Source organism: Mycolicibacterium pulveris (assembly GCF_010725725.1).
Lineage (GTDB): Bacteria > Actinomycetota > Actinomycetes > Mycobacteriales > Mycobacteriaceae > Mycobacterium > Mycobacterium pulveris.
Map to the genome: position 1 here is coordinate 3,368,147 of NZ_AP022599.1, position 14,768 is coordinate 3,382,914.

Genomic DNA, 14,768 nt, shown 5'->3' on the forward strand with positions numbered 1-14,768 from the left:
GCTTAGAGCTTATGCAACATCCGCTTGGTATGCGTAATTACCTCCAAAGTTGCCAGTCTATCGAGGGCTGCGACCAGGTGAACTACGGCTCGAACGGCTAACATCGTGGCTTCGCAAGGGCATTTGCTATGAGCCTCGTCTCAAGCGGAAATAGGACCAATCCCGTAGCTTAGCAAACCCGCCGTGGCTAACTACTGGCCGGAAAACTTCCATTGCAGCGCAGTCGGGCGCGGCGCGGATGTGATTTTCGACCGATTTTTGCGCATCACCACGGCGGTTGCCGAGGTTAGCTTGCCAGCCGCCGGGCGGATATTTGCCCCGAGTGTCAATTCGGCTGCCGATGATGCGGTGCGCCCCGAGCCTCGGGTCTGGGAAAAATACGTGACACGCGGTCGGGCGAGTCGAGAAGCCACCGCCCGCGTCGATTCGGCCGTCGGCAGCGTAGCTGGGCGCGGCGGCCGGCGCGTTTCTTGCCCGCGTGAACCGGCCCACCGTAGCCTCGTGAGGTGGCCGGCCTGACTGGGGTCCGCGCCGACGAACTCGCCACCTTGGAGATCTTCGCCGGCTGCCCGACCGAGGCCCTGGTACCGCTCGCGGCGCAGCTGCGACCGCTCACCGCGGCGCCGGGGCAGGTGCTCATGCAACAGGGTGAGCTCGCGGTGTCCTTCCTGCTCATCGGTTCCGGCGAGGCGGAGGTGACCCACACCGGCGCCGACGGGCACGACACCGTGGCGCGTTTGACGCCCGGGATGATCGTCGGCGAGATCGCCCTGCTCCGCGACGCGCCGCGCACCGCGACGGTGGTCGCCACCGAAGCGCTTAATGGCTGGGTCGGCAACCGCGACGCCTTCGCCACGCTGCTCGAGATCCCGAGCATGCTGGAGAGGCTGCTCAACACGGCGCGCCAGCGGTTGGCCGCGTTCATCAAGCCGATCCCGGTGCGGCTGCGCGACGGCACCGAGCTGAACCTGCGGCCGGTGCTGCCCGGCGACAACGAACGCACGTCACGCGGACCGGTCGAGTTTTCCAGCGAGACGCTCTACCGGCGTTTCCAATCGGTGACCACGCCGAGCGAATCGCTGATGCGGTACCTGTTCGAGGTCGACTACGTCCACCATTTCGTCTGGGTGATGACCGACGGACCCGACGGACCCGTCGTCGCCGACGGCCGTTTCGTCGTCGACGCGGACGACCCCACGATCGCCGAGGTCGCCTTCATCGTCGCCGACGCATACCAGAACAAGGGGATCGGCACCTTGCTCATGGGCGCGGTCTCGATCGCGGCGGAATGCCACGGCGTCCAACGGTTCACCGCGCGGGTCTTGAGCGACAACCTGGCGATGCGGGCGATCCTCGACCACGCCGGCGCCCGCTGGCACCGTGAGGACCTTGGCGTCGTCACCACCGAGATCGACGTCCCACAGCCACGCAAGCCGCCGTTCTCAGCCGAGCTGATCAAACAGGTGCGTGACGTCACCCGCCAAGTCGTGCGGGCGGTGGGCTGAACGGCCGCCCCGTCACGGAGTGATCGTGGTCTGCTCGTCGATCACGTTCGTCGCATCCATCAGGACATCCAGCTGGTCCTCGAGGCCGTCGGCGTTGAGCTGCAGGACATACAGGCCGTCCGCGCCCGGAATCACCACGGTCTTCTGCGCGATCGCGCGACGCACACCGTCCCTGACGTAAAGACCGCCGAGTTGCACCGCGTCGAAACCACCGAGCTCGCTCGGCTCGCCTTTGTCCGCACCCTCGTACTCGGGCAGGTTCTGGATCTCGCCGGGAGCAAACTCCAAGATCTTGTCGGGGTCGACGTTGCCGGTCAACTTCGACATCAGCGCGACGATGGTCGGCGGATCGGAGGCCATCGCTGGATCAGTGAAAAGTATTGCACCGTAAGCCCATTCAGGTGCATTTGCGCCCGCATCGGCCCAACCGGGGGGCATCGGCAGGTTTATGGCCGGCGCTCCAGGGGCGCCGCGCTTGACCGGTTCCTCCGTGATTTCGTTGTCGCGGATGTAGTCGACGATCGTGTAATGGGGCCCCGCGGCCTGTGCCGACGTGGTGGGCGTGGCTTCCTCGGTGGTGGTGGTCGTCGTCTCGGCAGCGGTTTCCGTTGACTCCGTCTCGGTGTCCGATCCGCAGCCGGCCAGGCCGAGGCCCAGTGCGACGACCACGGCGGCGACCACACCGGTCCGCACAGAACTGCTCATCAGGTCTCCCATCGTGAAGGTTCGGGCGTAGCCTACGGTCGCCACCGGCCGTACGCAGGCGAAACCGCCTCGCCACCGGCGATCTTTGAAATGCTTTGCCCGGTCGCGCCCGCAATGCGATTTGCTCCGATCGTCTGCGATATTTCCCGATTGGTGCATCGAATCTGGTGCAATATGCTTTGAGCCGGTGCCGATGGGTCGTTGCTGAGGGGGTTCCGTTCGATGCGGAGATTGGGTCGCTCGTTCGTTGCTGTGGTGCTGGCGCTGTTCGGCACGGTGCTGCTCGCGGTGGGGTGGACGGCGGCCACGGCCGTGCAGTTGGCGGCGACCGCCCTGATCATGGGCGGAACCGGACATCCACTGAGCACCCCGGGCGACGACCCCGTTTTCTACGTCAACCCGTACATGAACAATGCGGTCAACGGGTTGATCAACCTGGCCGCCGCCCGGCCGACGGGCACCGGAAACGGACCCATCGCCGATGTGGACCCCGAGGACGACCGATACGCCGTCATCACCCCGGAGCAGTTCTTCCCGGTGGCCGGACTCATGACGTTCGACAACTCCGTAGCGATCGGGCGGGCCAACATGAACAGCTGCGTGCGCGGCACCGGCTGTCTTTACAACCAAAACAACCTCATCAACCCCACCGCACCCGTGGGCGCTCCGGTCGTCGGCGACGAGTTCGTCATCTTCGGCTATTCGCAGAGCGCGGTCATCGCGTCACTCGTCAAGCGCGATCTGATCGAAAACCCCGGCGACACACCACCTGTCACGTCGATCTTCCTGCTCGCCAACCCGATGCGCCCCAACGGCGGCATCCTGGCGCGCGGGCTCGGCGGTCTGACCATTCCGATCCTCGGCGTGACTTTCGAGGGCGCCACACCAACCAACAGCTGCGAAAGCGGCGACTGCATCCCCACCGTCGATGCGGTCGTCCAGTACGACCTGCTCGGCGGTGACGCCCCGGCCAGCATCACCAATGTGCTCGCGCTGCTCAACTCTCTCGTCAGCTACCTCAGGCTGCACGGACCGCTGCAGGACGCGAATTTCGGTGACGCCGTGTACCAAGGGTCCTACGGCGACACCGATTACTACCTCTATCCGACCAGGCGGCTGCCCCTGTTGATGCCGCTGGAGCCGATCGTTCCGTCGCCGATCCTCACCCTGCTGGATGCGCCGCTTCGGGCCGCGATCGAAGCCGGATACGCGCGCGGCGTCAACCCCGGCATCCCCACCGGAATGAGCCTGCTTCCGTTCCTCAACCCGGTGCAGGCCATCGTCAACATCATCACCGCAATCCCCGTCGGCATCGACGACGCACTGGCCGAAACCGTTGGCGACCCGACGTTTCGGCCGTTGGGGTCCCAACCGGTGACCAGCCCGTTCGGGGTGGGCGGACCGAATCTGCCTGAGCCACCGACGGAAACCGATGACGAAGGCGACGAGGTCGACGAGGCGCTGGCAGCCACGGCGTCCCAACGCCACAGCAAGGCGCCCGACGAGATCGTGGACCAGACGTCGGTGCCCGAGGAACAGGACGTCGCCGACAGCACCGAGGACGAACCCGACGAGATCCTCTTCGACGAAACCGAGGAGGAAACCCTCGCCGAGGACGCCGACGAACAAGCTGTCGAGGACACTTCCGAGCCGGACACCTCGCCCGTCGCGCTGGACCCGTCAAGCGCGAGCGGTGAGGACTCGGCAACCACGAACGACAGCGATACCGACACCGGTGGGCAGGCCGCGGCCTAGCGTCAAACGTCGCAGTTCAACGACACCGTGATCGACCTGCTGACCACCACGGTGACCAGCTCGCGATACTTGCCCTTGCCGACCACGAAGGTCTGGGTCACCTCTTGTGGATTGCGCACGCTGGTCACGATGCACTGATCGATCGGCGCGCTGCCGACGCGGTCGATGACGACGTCGTAGCCGGTGGCCTCCAACTCCCCGATGGTCTGTTGGGCGTTGCCGGGTGACACGGGCTGGGCGACGGCCACGGTTGCCGGGGCCAAGATGGTGCCCATGGCCGTTACCGTCGCTGCGACGCGCCATGAAGCCCGCATGACCGCCTCCGTCCGATGAGAATGAACCTTGCTACTAGTTGATCGCTGGGGGAGCCCGAAATGTTGCGTGCGATAGTCGCGGCGACAGTGGCGCTGGGCGCGGCGGCCTGCGGAGCTCCTCCCGCACCGCCGTCGGCGTCGACGGCGTCGGTTCGCGTTGACCCCGCCCGCATCGACCGGGTTCGCGGTGAGCTGCCGGCAGGGTACGAGTTCGGCGCCGTCGCCGACGGGACGTCGCCCGTCGACGTGTGGGGCTACGGCGCCGGGTGGGTGGCGGATCCGCCGCGGTGCCGAGCGTTGGCCGATCCGGTCTCCGATGCGACGACGACGTCGGGGTGGTCGGCCTCGGGCCCGGGCGGCATCGTGTACGCCGTCGTGCTCGGCTCACCGCAACCGGTGCACCTGGATTCCTCGGTGCTCGACGAGTGCGGGCGATGGACGTTGGCGGGAGGGCGCGGCCACGGCAGCGTCACGTTCACTCCGGCGCCGGCGATCGACGGCGCGGCGACGGTCGCGACGGTCACCGACTCGAGCACCGTCGTCGAGGGCGGCACCCAGACCCGTTCGCACGCCCGCACCGTCACCGCGTACCTGGGCTCCCACGTCGCGTTCGTCACCGTGGTAACCGATCCGGGATCGCCGAATCCGCAACTCGGACAGGAGTTCGCCGCCGGACTTCTTCGAGAATCGGTGTTGGCGTTGCGGGGCTGAGCTCGCGGGATCTGCGGCCCCGAGCGGGTAGCCTGTGCGGCGATGTTGAGCAGGGCGGCGGTTGCGATCGGATGTGTCGGTGCGCTGGCGGCGTGTACAAGCGGTGAACCCGACCTGTCGAACGCCGACATCGCACGGGTCAAGGACGTGCGGTCGAGCTTCGGCCCGGAGTTCACGGTGACCGACGTCGGGCCGAGCGGGATCGACCCGCGGCTGCTGGGGCCGCAGGCGCTGCCGCCCGGCATGACGTTCGACCCCGCCGACTGCGCCGAGCTGGCCGACCAGCAGATGGTGCCCGCCGGCGCCAAGGGCAACATGGCCGCGACCACCGCCGAGGGCGAGGGCAACCGGTTCATCGCGATCGCGATCGAGACGTCGGAGGCCGCGGCGGTCCATAGCCCGGCCGACAACTGTCAGAAGGTCGGGTTCGCCGGCCCCGGCGTGCGGGGGCTGGTCGAGACGACGGAGGTGCCCCAGATCGAGGGCGTGCAGACGGTGGGCACCCACCGCGTGCTGCAGACCACGGCCGACGGCCGCACCCGCACCGGCGAGCTGTACAACTACGTCGCGAGCTTCGGCAGCTTTCTGGTGATCGTCACCGCGAACCCGTTGGTGCTGCCCGACCAACCGGTCGCGCCGGTCGATACGCAGCGCGCCCGCGACCTGCTGACCGCGGCGGTGGCCGCGGTCAAGGGTTAGCGGACGTCGTGCGGGCGGAACTGGATGCTGATGCGCGGGCCGGTGGGCCTGCTGGTTTTCGGTATCGCGTGCTCCCAGGTGCGCTGACAGGAGCCGCCCATCACCAGCAGGTCACCGTGGGCGTGCTGGATGCGCAGGGACTTGCCGCCGCCGCGCGGGCGTAACGCGAAAGTCCTTGTGGCGCCGAGGCTGACGATGGCCACCATGGTGTCCTCGGTTCGGCTGCGGCCGATGTTGTCGCCGTGCCAGGCCACGCTGTCGTTGCCGTCGCGGTACAGGCACAGGCCCGCGGTGGTGAACGGCTCGCCGAGTTCACCGGCGTAGGCGTCGTTGAGCCGGCGCCGGATGTGCTTGAGCCGGGGGTGCGGGGGCGGCTCCTCGACGAGGTGGTGGAAGCTGACCAGCCGCGGCACGTCGACCACGCGGTCATACATCGGCCTGCGTTCGGCGCGCCAGGGGATGGACTGCTGCAGCTCCTCGAACAGCGCGTCGGCGTCCTCCAGCCAGCCCGACCGGAAGTCGATCCAGGCGCCGTTGCCCAGATGGCGTCGTTCGGCGTGCTCGAACAGCGAGCTCTGCAGAGCCAACTCCATGCCCGCGATCCTATCGCACACGCGTTCGAAAATTCAGAGCCGGACCGCTCCCGGGCCCTGCTCGGCGAGGACGTCGCCGGGATTGGTCAGCGCGCACGTCTTCAGGCTGAGGCACCCGCAGCCGATGCAGCCGCTCAGGTCGTCGCGAAGCCGCTGCAGGTGCAGGATCCGGTCGTCGAGGTCCTGGCGCCAGCCCGCGGAGAGCTTGGCCCAGTCCTTGCTGGTCGGAACCCGGTCGGTGGGCAGGCTGGCCAGCGCCTCACGGATGCGGGACAGCGGGATGCCCAACCGCTGCGACATTCTGATGAACGCCACGCGCCGCAGGGTTTCGCGGGCATAGCGGCGCTGGTTGCCCGCGGTGCGGCGGCTGGTGATCAGCCCTTCGCGTTCGTAGAAGTGCAGGGCCGAGACGGCAACGCCGCTGCGAACGGACATCTCGCCGGGAGTCAGTTCGGGGTTGCGCTCCATGACCTGAACAATAGTTGAGGTGACCGCTGGCGCTACGGTGCTAGATGTGACGGACGCTGCGCTGGGCTGCGACTCTGAGGTCGGCGTGCTGCGCGTGGTGATCCTGCACCGGCCCGGCGCCGAACTGAAGCGATTGACCCCCCGCAACACCGATGCGTTGCTGTTCGACGGCGTGCCCTGGGTCGCCAGGGCGCAGCGCGAGCACGACGCGTTCGCTGGATTGCTGAAGTCGCGTGGTGTCGAGGTGTTGCTGCTCGCCGACCTGTTGACCGAGGCGCTGGCGCACAGCGGCGCGGCCAGGATGCACGGCATCGCCGCGGCGGTCGATGCCCGCCGACTGGGAGTGCCTCTGGCGCAGGAGCTTTCGGAGCATCTGCGCGAGCTCGATCCGGCGCCGCTGGCGCGGGTGCTGACGTCGGGGATGACGTTCAACGAGCTGCCGTTCAGCGACAGCGAGTTGTCGCTGGTGCGCAAGATGCATCACAGCGCGGACTTCGTCATCGACCCGCTGCCCAACCTGGTGTTCACCCGCGACTCGTCGTTCTGGATCGGGCCGCGGGTGGCGATCACCTCGCTGGCGTTGCCCGCCCGCGCGCGCGAAACGTCGTTGACCGACGTGATCTACGCGCATCACCCGAGGTTCCTCGGCGTGCGGCGGGCCTACGAGTCACGGTCGGCGCCCGTCGAGGGTGGTGACGTGCTGCTGCTCGCGCCGGGTGTGGTGGCGGTCGGGGTGGGGGAGCGCACCACGCCCGCGGGCGCGGAAGCGTTGGCGCGCAGCCTGTTCGACGACGACCTCGCGCACACCGTGCTGGCGGTGCCGATCGCCCAGCAGCGGGCGCAAATGCACTTGGACACCGTGTGCACGATGGTCGACGTCGACGCGGTGGTGATGTATCCGGGTGTGGTGGACACGTTGTCGGCGTTCACAATTCATCGCAACGGCAGCGGCGGGGTACGCATCGACGACCCGGTTCCGTTTGTCGACGCCGCGGCCGAGGCGATGGGGATCGATCGGCTGCGGGTCATCGCGACGGGTTTGGATCCGGTGGTCGCCGAGCGTGAACAGTGGGACGACGGCAACAACACGTTGGCGCTCGCGCCGGGGGTGGTGGTCGCATACGAGCGCAACACCGAAACCAATGCGCGGCTTGCCGATGCGGGCATCGAGGTGTTGACGATCGAGGCGGCCGAGCTGGGTACCGGCCGCGGCGGCCCGCGGTGCATGTCGTGCCCGGCCGCCCGCGACCCGGTGCCCTCGGCCCGTTTACCCGCGAAATAGCATTCCAGGTTGCTATGCGGCGCTAATAGCAGCCATGGCTTCACGTTCGCGTTGGGTCCATGCTTCGCGCACCCAGCTGATGACCTGGTCGGGGTGATGTTCCTTGATCACTCGCAACGTGATCCACTTGCGCCGCTGCAGCATCCGGTGCTTAGCGATGTCCCTGGCATACCGACGCGGATCGGTCCGATGTTGGTCCCCGTCGTATTCGAGGCCGATGAGCAGATCTTCCCAGCCCATGTCGATGTATGCCCACCCGTACTCCGGGTCGTACACCGGAATCTGGGTCTGCGGGCGGGGAAATCCCGCGTCGATCAACAAGAGCCGCAACCATGTCTCCTTGGGAGACGCGCCGCCCGCATCCATGAGCTCGACCGCCTCCCGAAACCGGCGCACCCCGCGGGCACCTTTGTAGCGGTCCGCGAGCGGAAGAACGTCGCGCGCCGTAATACCAGTAGCACGAGCCAACGCATCAAGGTGTGCGACCGCAACACCGCGCGGCAGATACCGACCCAGGTCGAACGCGGTGCGCTGCCACCCCGCGACCGGCATACCGTCGACTCGGACGATCTCATCGTCACCGATGCGGTCGCGGCGGGTGATGATCCCCGGTGGCGGCCGGTTGTTGGCCCACAACAGTTCGACAGGGGTGTCATCGTCGACCCATATGGCACCATGCAGCGCGGCGGCGGCGCGTCCGGTGATCACCCCGCGTCGCCCGGACCATAGCCAAGCGCCGACGGTGGTGGCATACAGCGATTGTTCGGCTTCGCGCGGGATGTACACGTCGCGAAAAATGCTTCGGTATCTCGACCGCAATTGCCCTCGGGTCAATTCGCCGCGCTCTATCGCTTCGGTTCCCAAGATGATCCTCCCCATGCAAATGATCGTGCTGTACGTGATGGGCGATCAGTCGAGGTAGCAATCAGGGCTGTGGATAACCTCCCGCAACTGCCTGGAATGCTATTTCGGCGAACAAATGCAAGCTAGCGCCAGCTCGGCAGCCAGATCTGCATGTTCCACGTCTCCTGCGAAATCGGAAGCCCCGTCAGGATCGGGTACAGCCACGCGAAGTTCGTGAGCACAAGCGCGACATAGAAACTCACCGCGATCAAACCGAGCGTTCGGCGCTCGGCGTTCTGGTTCGGCTTGTACAGGATGTCGCCGAGGATCAACGCGATCGCCAGCACTAGGAACGGCGCCATGGTCGACGCGTAGAAGAAGTACATCTGCCGGTCGATGCCGACGAACCACGGCAGAAAGCCCGCCCCGTAGCCGACCAGCACCGCGGCATAACGCCAGTCCCGCTTGACGAATGCCCGCCACAACGCCCAGCCCAGCACCGGCACCGCGAGGAACCACATCGCAGGCGTGCCGACCAGCATCACGGCCTTCACACACGACTGCGCGCCACAGCCGGGCACGTCCTGGTTGTCGATCGCATACAGCACCGGGCGCAGCGACATCGGCCACGCCCACGGCTTGGACTCCCACGGGTGGTGGTTGCCGTCGGCGTTGGTCAGGCCCGCGTGAAACTTGTACACCCCGTATGTGTAATGCCACAGCGAACGCAGCGCGTCGGGGATCGGCAACACGCTGTGCTCGCCGATCGACTGGCCCACCTCGTGTCGGTTGATCGCCGTCTCGGAGGCGAACCACGGCGTGTAGGACGCCAGATACACCAGGAACGGAATCACCACGAGCGCATACAGCGACGGCCCCAGGTCACGACGGAACGCGCCCAGCCACGGCCGCGGCACCCGGTACTGGCGGCGTGCGGCGATGTCGAACGCCAGGGTCATCACGCCGAAGAACGCGACGAAGTACAGCCCGGACCACTTTGTGGCGCAGGCCAATCCGAGAAGCACCCCGGCGCCGAACCGCCACCAACGCACCCCCAGCCGTGGGCCCCAAGGCGTTTCGCCGATCCGGCCCTCGAACAGCGCGATGTGCATGCGTTCGCGCACCTGGTCGCGGTCGACCATCAGCGCGCCGAACGCCGCGACCACGAACACCGTCAGGAACCCGTCGAGCAGCGCGGTGCGGGCGGTGACGAAGCTGACGCCGTCGGCGATCACCAACAACCCCGCGATCCCGCCGACCAGGGTCGACCGGCTGATGCGCCGCGCGATGCGCGCCACCAGCAGCACCATGATCACGCCGCACACCGCGCCGGAGAACCGCCAGCCCAGCCCGGTGTAGCCGAACAGCGCCTCACCGAGCGCGATCAGCTGCTTGCCGACGGGCGGATGCACCACCAGGCCGTAGCCCGGGTTGTCCTCGACGCCGTGGTTGTGTAGCACCTGCCAGGCCTGCGGCGCGTAGTGCTTCTCGTCGAAGATGGGGGTGCCGGCGTCGGTCGGCGACCCGAGGTTCAAGAAGCGCGTCACCGCGGCCAGCGCCGTGATGACGACCGTCATCACCCAGCCCTGGAGCCGGTCGACGGGTCCGAAGTCGGCAACGGGCACCTGCGGCGCCGGGCTGATGGTCGGGACCGCGCGCGGCGCATCGGTGGCGGGGGCGGTCACGCCTGCGATCGTAGGCTGTCGGGCATGAGTGTCGGCCGGCTGTTGATCGCCGCCACGCCGTTGGGTCAGCCGTCGGACGCCTCGGCGCGGCTGGTCAGGGCGCTGGGCAGCGCCGACGTCGTCGCCGCCGAGGACACCCGCCGCGTGCGTACGCTCGCGGCCGCGCTGGAGGTCAAACTCATCGGCAAGGTCGTCAGCCTCTTCGACCAGAACGAGGCGACCCGGGTGCCGCGGCTGGTCGACGAGATCAGGGGCGGTGCCACCGTGCTGATGGTCAGCGACGCCGGCATGCCGCTGATCAGCGACCCGGGCTACCGGCTGGTGACGGCCTGCATCGACGCCGGTCTGCCGATCAGCTGCCTGCCGGGGCCGTCCGCGGTGACGACGGCGCTGGCGGTGTCGGGGCTGTCGGCCGACAAGTTCTGTTTCGAGGGGTTCGCGCCGCGCAAGCAGGCGGCCCGCAAGACCTGGCTGAAGACGTTGGCGACCGAGCCGCGCACCGCTGTGTTCTTCGAGTCGCCGCGCCGGCTCGCCGAGACGCTCGTCGACGCCGTCGACGTGCTGGGTCCGGACCGCCGCGCCGTGGTGTGCCGCGAGCTGACCAAGACCCACGAGGAGGTGGTGCGCGGCCCGCTGGCCGAGCTGGCCCACTGGGCGGCCGACGGGGTGCTCGGCGAGATCACCGTCGTGCTGGCCGGAGCGGTGGTGCAGGCCGACCTCGACGCCCTGGTGGTCGAGGTCAACAAGCTGGTCGATGACGGGGTGCGGGTCAAGGACGCGTGCGCGGAGGTCATCGCCGCGAACCCGGGCTCGCCGTCACGGCGCGAGCTGTACGACGCGGTCCTGCGGTCGCGCTCCTGAGCCGATGATCGGTGCCGCCTTGTGCAGGCACTCCTGCCATTCGCGGTCGGGATCGGAGTCGGCGGTGATGCCGCCGCCGACACCCAGCACGGCGTTGCCCGCGGCGTCGAACTCGACGGTGCGGATCGCGACGTTGAGCTCGGTGCCCGCCACTGGAGAAGCGAAACCAACAGTGCCGCAATAGATTCCGCGCCGACCGGGCTCCCAGCCGCGCAGCAGCTGCCGGGCCCGCGTCTTCGGTGTTCCCGTCACCGACGCGGGAGGAAACGTCGCGTCGAGCACGGCGGCCATCGGCACGTCGACACCGACCCTGGCCGTCACGGTCGACACCAGGTGCCACACTCCCGGCGCCGGCCGTACCGCGAGAAGTTCCGGTACCGTCACCGACCCGGTGCTCGCCACGCGGCCCAGATCGTTGCGCACCAGGTCGACGATCATGATGTTCTCGGCCACGTCCTTGACCGAGGCGCGCAGTTGGGCGGGGTCGGCATACCGGGGCAGCGTGCCCTTGATCGGGCTGGACGCGATCGCCTCACCGCGCCTGCGCAGGAACAGCTCCGGTGACAGTGACGCCACCGCACCCCAGTCACCGGCGACGTACGCCGCGCGGGCGGGGCGGGTGCGCTGCACCGCGTCGACGAAGAAGTCCGCCGGCGCACCGGCGATCCGGCCGCGAAACTGTGTGCACACGCATGCCTGGTAGACCTCGCCCGCCGCGATCGTGTCCAGGCACGCCGAGACCCCGCGTCGATGCGCGTCGCGGTCGGCCTCCTCCCATACGACCTCACACGGCGACGAGGCGACCGGCCCGGCGAGGGCGTCAGCCACCCACGCCGAAAGCGCTGTGCCGGAGAGCGATTCATACCACCACTGGCCGTCGCGGTCCTGACGCAGGACAGAGTCCGACCACCCGCCTGCGGCCTCGGGGATGCGCGGCCCGGCCCCGTCGGCGCCGGCGTCGGGATAGGACAGGTAGCCGAACCAGCCGCCGCCGACCGCCCCTGCCGATGCTCCCGGGGCGACGTCGAACACCGCCGTGACGTCGACGGGCGTGACAGCCACCGACGGCGCGATGACGGCGGTGGACTCGAACCAGTCGCCGATCAGTGCAGCGGGCGGCGGTATGCCGTGCCGGGCGGTCGCCGCCGCGACGGCGCCCAACACCGCAGGGGCGCTGCCCAGGTCGCCGAGCAGGTCGATGCGCACCGACTCAGCTTGTCAGATGCTCCGCGTGATCTCGCGGGGGATGTCGATGCCCGCCAGTTTCTCCGGGTTGCGCATCGCGTAGAAGTGCGAGATCCGCCCGTCGATGATCTCGACGGTGATGACGCCTTCGAAGCTGTCGCCCAGGTAGAGCTTGAGCGCCGGGGCGTTGTTGTACATCGCCGGCTCGACGCGGCCGCGTTCCCCGGCGCCGCGGACCAGCCCGACCAGCACCCTGGCGACTTTCTCGGCGCCGATCACCGGCCTGCGGGCGGCGCTGACCTTGCCGTCGCTGTCGGCGGTCCAGGTGACGTCGTCGGTGAGCATCTCCAGCAGCGCGTCCACGTCGCCGCTCGACGCCGCCGCGAAGAACCGGGCGGTGATCTCCTCCGACAGCTTCGGATCGACCGGCTCGAACCGCTTGCGCCGCGACTGCACGTGCGCGCGGGCCCGGTGCGCCATCTGGCGCACCGCGACCGTCGACTTGCCGATGGTGTCGGCGATCTCGTCGTGGCTGAAGCCGAACACCTCGCGCAGCACGAACACCGCGCGCTCGTCGGGGCTCAGCGTCTCCAGCACCACCAGCATCGCCATCGAAACCGACTCGGCGAGAACGACATCCGAGGACGCATCGGTAGGCTCGACCAGCAGCGGCTCGGGCAGCCACGGGCCGATGTACTCCTCGCGCCTGCGTGATTGCGCCCGCAGCGCGTTGAGGGCCTGCCGGGTGACGAGCTGGGCGAGGTAGGCCTTGGTGTCGTTCACGGTCGCCAGGTCCACCTCCGCCCAGCGCAAGTAGCTTTCCTGCAGCACGTCGTCGGATTCGGTTGCGCTGCCCAGGATCTCGTAGGCGATCGTGAACAGCAGCGGACGCAGCAGCGTGAACCGCTCGACGTGTTCGTCACCCGGCCCGGTGTTCATCGCACCGACGCTACCTCGACGGACGCCGCCGCCTGGGTCAATCGGCGCCGACGGTCGGGGTCCTTCTTGTAGGTGTAGGAGCCCGGCTTGTCGGCCTCACCGCGCAGCCACTTGAGCGTCCATCTGCACACCTGTTCCTTGATGACCGCGCCCGTGCGCCCACCGATGTAGAGCCGCCGCGGCGTGTCGTCAATGTTGTTGAACTGGAACGTGCCCGACTTGCGGCCCAAGCTGATGCACTGACCGGCCATCCCGTGGGCCACGTCGGCGGGCTCTTCACCGGCCAGCCGCGACAGCACCGTGTTCGCGGCCTGCGCACCCAGCGGCAGGGCCGCCTGGCAGCTCATCCGCCATGGCAGATTCGACGGCGACCCGGCGTCTCCCGCCGCCACGATGCGGCTGTCGTCGACGCTGGTGAGCGTTTCGTCGGTCAGCAGCCGGCCCAGCGCATCGGTGCGCAGGCCGCTTGCCGCCGCCAGGCCGGGCACGCCGAAGCCCGCGGTCCACACGGTCACCGCGCTCGGCAACCGGCGGCCGTCGTCGAGGACGACGTGGTCGGAGCCCGCCTGCGCAACGGTGGCGCCGTCGAGCACCGTCACCCCGAGGCGGGCCAGCCGTTTGGCCACTGACCGCCGGCCGGTAGCGGCCAGTGTGGGCCCCAGCGCGTCGGTCACCAGCGTGACCGGACGGCCGGCCTCGGCGAACTCGGCGGCCGCCTCGATACCGGTCAGCCCGCCGCCGACCACCACGATCGGCTCGGTCTGCGCGACCTCGGCCAGGCGTTCGGCCAGCCGCTGTGCCTGCTCGAATTCGCTTAGCGGGTAAGCATTCTCGGCTGCGCCCGGCACCGATGCGGGCACCTTGCCGGTGCTGCCGACGGCGTACACCAGGTAGTCGTAGCGCAGCGTGTCGCCGGACACCAGCTCGACGGTGCGGGCGGCCGCGTCGACCCGCGCGGCGCTGTCGACCACCACGCGCACGCCGTCGGCAAGCACCGCCGAGTAGTCGGCGACCGCGTCGTCGTTACCGGCGACCAGTTGGTGCAGCCGGATCCGCTCGACGAACTGCGGTCTGGGGTTCACCAGCGTCACATCGGCGGCGGCGCTGAGCCGGTTGGCGGCCATCACCCCGGCATACCCACCGCCGATCACGACGACGTGTGTGCTCTGTGTAGTCATTTCGGTCTCTCCTTGGAACATCCGGCTCCCCGTTGAGCCGGTCTG

General features: G+C 68.4%; 15 protein-coding genes. 6 read left to right on the forward strand and 9 right to left on the reverse strand.

Features of this window, described 5'->3' with window-relative positions; all coding sequences use genetic code 11:
- Nucleotides 1–506: 506 nt before the first annotated feature.
- The gene (locus G6N28_RS16350) at nt 507–1,505 is read left to right on the forward strand and encodes an acetyltransferase Pat (protein ID WP_163901991.1); all 999 of its coding nucleotides are present in this window, start codon (nt 507–509) and stop codon (nt 1,503–1,505) included.
- 12 nt (nt 1,506–1,517) lie between these two features.
- Here the strand turns inward: G6N28_RS16350 and G6N28_RS16355 are convergent, their stop codons facing one another.
- Complete coding sequence (locus tag G6N28_RS16355; RefSeq protein WP_163901993.1) at nt 1,518–2,210, reverse strand: envelope biogenesis lipoprotein LpqN; 693 nt, start codon at nt 2,208–2,210, stop codon at nt 1,518–1,520.
- A 222-nt stretch (nt 2,211–2,432) separates the two neighbouring features.
- On the opposite strand from G6N28_RS16355, the gene G6N28_RS16360 reads away from it, so the two are divergent.
- A complete protein-coding gene (locus G6N28_RS16360) occupies nt 2,433–3,965 on the forward strand; it encodes a PE-PPE domain-containing protein (RefSeq protein ID WP_163901995.1) in 1,533 nt (510 codons plus the stop codon).
- Between the two features lie 2 nt (nt 3,966–3,967).
- On the opposite strand, the gene G6N28_RS16365 is transcribed toward G6N28_RS16360, so the two are convergent.
- Nucleotides 3,968–4,279, reverse strand: a complete 312-nt coding sequence (locus tag G6N28_RS16365; RefSeq protein ID WP_163901997.1) for a hypothetical protein — start codon at nt 4,277–4,279, stop codon at nt 3,968–3,970.
- 60 nt (nt 4,280–4,339) lie between these two features.
- On the opposite strand from G6N28_RS16365, the gene G6N28_RS16370 reads away from it, so the two are divergent.
- Together G6N28_RS16370 and G6N28_RS16375 are read left to right on the forward strand one after the other, a co-directional pair.
- The gene (locus tag G6N28_RS16370; RefSeq protein WP_163901999.1) at nt 4,340–4,990 is read left to right on the forward strand and encodes a DUF5642 family protein; all 651 of its coding nucleotides are present in this window, start codon (nt 4,340–4,342) and stop codon (nt 4,988–4,990) included.
- A gap of 42 nt (nt 4,991–5,032) precedes the next feature.
- On the forward strand, nt 5,033–5,689 hold the full coding sequence (locus tag G6N28_RS16375) for a DUF5642 family protein (protein WP_163902001.1): 657 nt from the start codon (nt 5,033–5,035) through the stop codon (nt 5,687–5,689).
- On the opposite strand, the gene G6N28_RS16380 is transcribed toward G6N28_RS16375, so the two are convergent.
- Nucleotides 5,686–6,282, reverse strand: coding sequence for an alpha-ketoglutarate-dependent dioxygenase AlkB family protein (locus G6N28_RS16380; protein WP_163902003.1), 597 nt, complete (start codon nt 6,280–6,282; stop codon nt 5,686–5,688). The two genes, G6N28_RS16375 and G6N28_RS16380, sit on opposite strands and share 4 nt — an antisense overlap.
- Nucleotides 6,283–6,315: 33 nt before the next feature.
- A complete protein-coding gene (gene soxR / locus G6N28_RS16385) occupies nt 6,316–6,750 on the reverse strand; it encodes a redox-sensitive transcriptional activator SoxR (protein ID WP_163902005.1) in 435 nt (144 codons plus the stop codon).
- Nucleotides 6,751–6,796: 46 nt separating this feature from the next.
- On the opposite strand from soxR, the gene arcA reads away from it, so the two are divergent.
- Nucleotides 6,797–8,032, forward strand: coding sequence for an arginine deiminase (gene arcA / locus G6N28_RS16390; RefSeq protein WP_163902007.1), 1,236 nt, complete (start codon nt 6,797–6,799; stop codon nt 8,030–8,032).
- A gap of 12 nt (nt 8,033–8,044) precedes the next feature.
- Here arcA and G6N28_RS16395 read toward each other — a convergent pair whose 3' ends face one another.
- Both G6N28_RS16395 and G6N28_RS16400 read right to left on the reverse strand, forming a co-directional pair.
- On the reverse strand, nt 8,045–8,911 hold the full coding sequence (locus G6N28_RS16395) for a hypothetical protein (RefSeq protein ID WP_163902010.1): 867 nt from the start codon (nt 8,909–8,911) through the stop codon (nt 8,045–8,047).
- A gap of 107 nt (nt 8,912–9,018) precedes the next feature.
- A complete protein-coding gene (locus tag G6N28_RS16400) occupies nt 9,019–10,560 on the reverse strand; it encodes a dolichyl-phosphate-mannose--protein mannosyltransferase (protein WP_163902020.1) in 1,542 nt (513 codons plus the stop codon).
- Nucleotides 10,561–10,584: 24 nt separating this feature from the next.
- Between G6N28_RS16400 and rsmI the strand changes: the two genes are divergently transcribed.
- On the forward strand, nt 10,585–11,421 hold the full coding sequence (gene rsmI, locus G6N28_RS16405; RefSeq protein ID WP_163902022.1) for a 16S rRNA (cytidine(1402)-2'-O)-methyltransferase: 837 nt from the start codon (nt 10,585–10,587) through the stop codon (nt 11,419–11,421).
- Here rsmI and G6N28_RS16410 read toward each other — a convergent pair.
- Genes G6N28_RS16410 through G6N28_RS16420 form a run of 3 tightly spaced genes read right to left on the reverse strand, consistent with a single transcriptional unit; the run spans nt 11,377 to nt 14,723 of the window.
- Complete coding sequence (locus G6N28_RS16410; protein WP_163902024.1) at nt 11,377–12,627, reverse strand: aminodeoxychorismate synthase component I; 1,251 nt, start codon at nt 12,625–12,627, stop codon at nt 11,377–11,379. The two genes, rsmI and G6N28_RS16410, sit on opposite strands and share 45 nt — an antisense overlap.
- 12 nt (nt 12,628–12,639) lie before the next feature.
- Complete coding sequence (locus G6N28_RS16415) at nt 12,640–13,545, reverse strand: RNA polymerase sigma-70 factor (RefSeq protein WP_163902026.1); 906 nt, start codon at nt 13,543–13,545, stop codon at nt 12,640–12,642.
- Nucleotides 13,542–14,723 (reverse strand): NAD(P)/FAD-dependent oxidoreductase, encoded by a 1,182-nt coding sequence (locus G6N28_RS16420; protein ID WP_163902028.1) that lies wholly within the window; start codon nt 14,721–14,723, stop codon nt 13,542–13,544. Before G6N28_RS16420 ends, G6N28_RS16415 begins: the two co-directional genes overlap by 4 nt.
- Nucleotides 14,724–14,768 lie beyond the last annotated feature (45 nt).

Excerpts from the sequence above, each read along its gene's own strand:
- G6N28_RS16395 (WP_163902010.1), bottom strand. The coding sequence starts at position 8,911 with ATGGGGAGGATCATCTTGGGAACCGAAGCGATAGAGCGCGGCGAATTG.
- G6N28_RS16375 (WP_163902001.1), top strand. The coding sequence starts at position 5,033 with ATGTTGAGCAGGGCGGCGGTTGCGATCGGATGTGTCGGTGCGCTGGCG.
- G6N28_RS16355 (WP_163901993.1), bottom strand. The coding sequence starts at position 2,210 with ATGAGCAGTTCTGTGCGGACCGGTGTGGTCGCCGCCGTGGTCGTCGCA.
- G6N28_RS16365 (WP_163901997.1), bottom strand. The coding sequence starts at position 4,279 with ATGCGGGCTTCATGGCGCGTCGCAGCGACGGTAACGGCCATGGGCACC.
- soxR (WP_163902005.1), bottom strand. The coding sequence starts at position 6,750 with ATGGAGCGCAACCCCGAACTGACTCCCGGCGAGATGTCCGTTCGCAGC.
- G6N28_RS16380 (WP_163902003.1), bottom strand. The coding sequence starts at position 6,282 with ATGGAGTTGGCTCTGCAGAGCTCGCTGTTCGAGCACGCCGAACGACGC.
- G6N28_RS16415 (WP_163902026.1), bottom strand. The coding sequence starts at position 13,545 with ATGAACACCGGGCCGGGTGACGAACACGTCGAGCGGTTCACGCTGCTG.
- rsmI (WP_163902022.1), top strand. The coding sequence starts at position 10,585 with ATGAGTGTCGGCCGGCTGTTGATCGCCGCCACGCCGTTGGGTCAGCCG.
- G6N28_RS16420 (WP_163902028.1), bottom strand. The coding sequence starts at position 14,723 with ATGACTACACAGAGCACACACGTCGTCGTGATCGGCGGTGGGTATGCC.
- G6N28_RS16370 (WP_163901999.1), top strand. The coding sequence starts at position 4,340 with ATGTTGCGTGCGATAGTCGCGGCGACAGTGGCGCTGGGCGCGGCGGCC.
- G6N28_RS16360 (WP_163901995.1), top strand. The coding sequence starts at position 2,433 with ATGCGGAGATTGGGTCGCTCGTTCGTTGCTGTGGTGCTGGCGCTGTTC.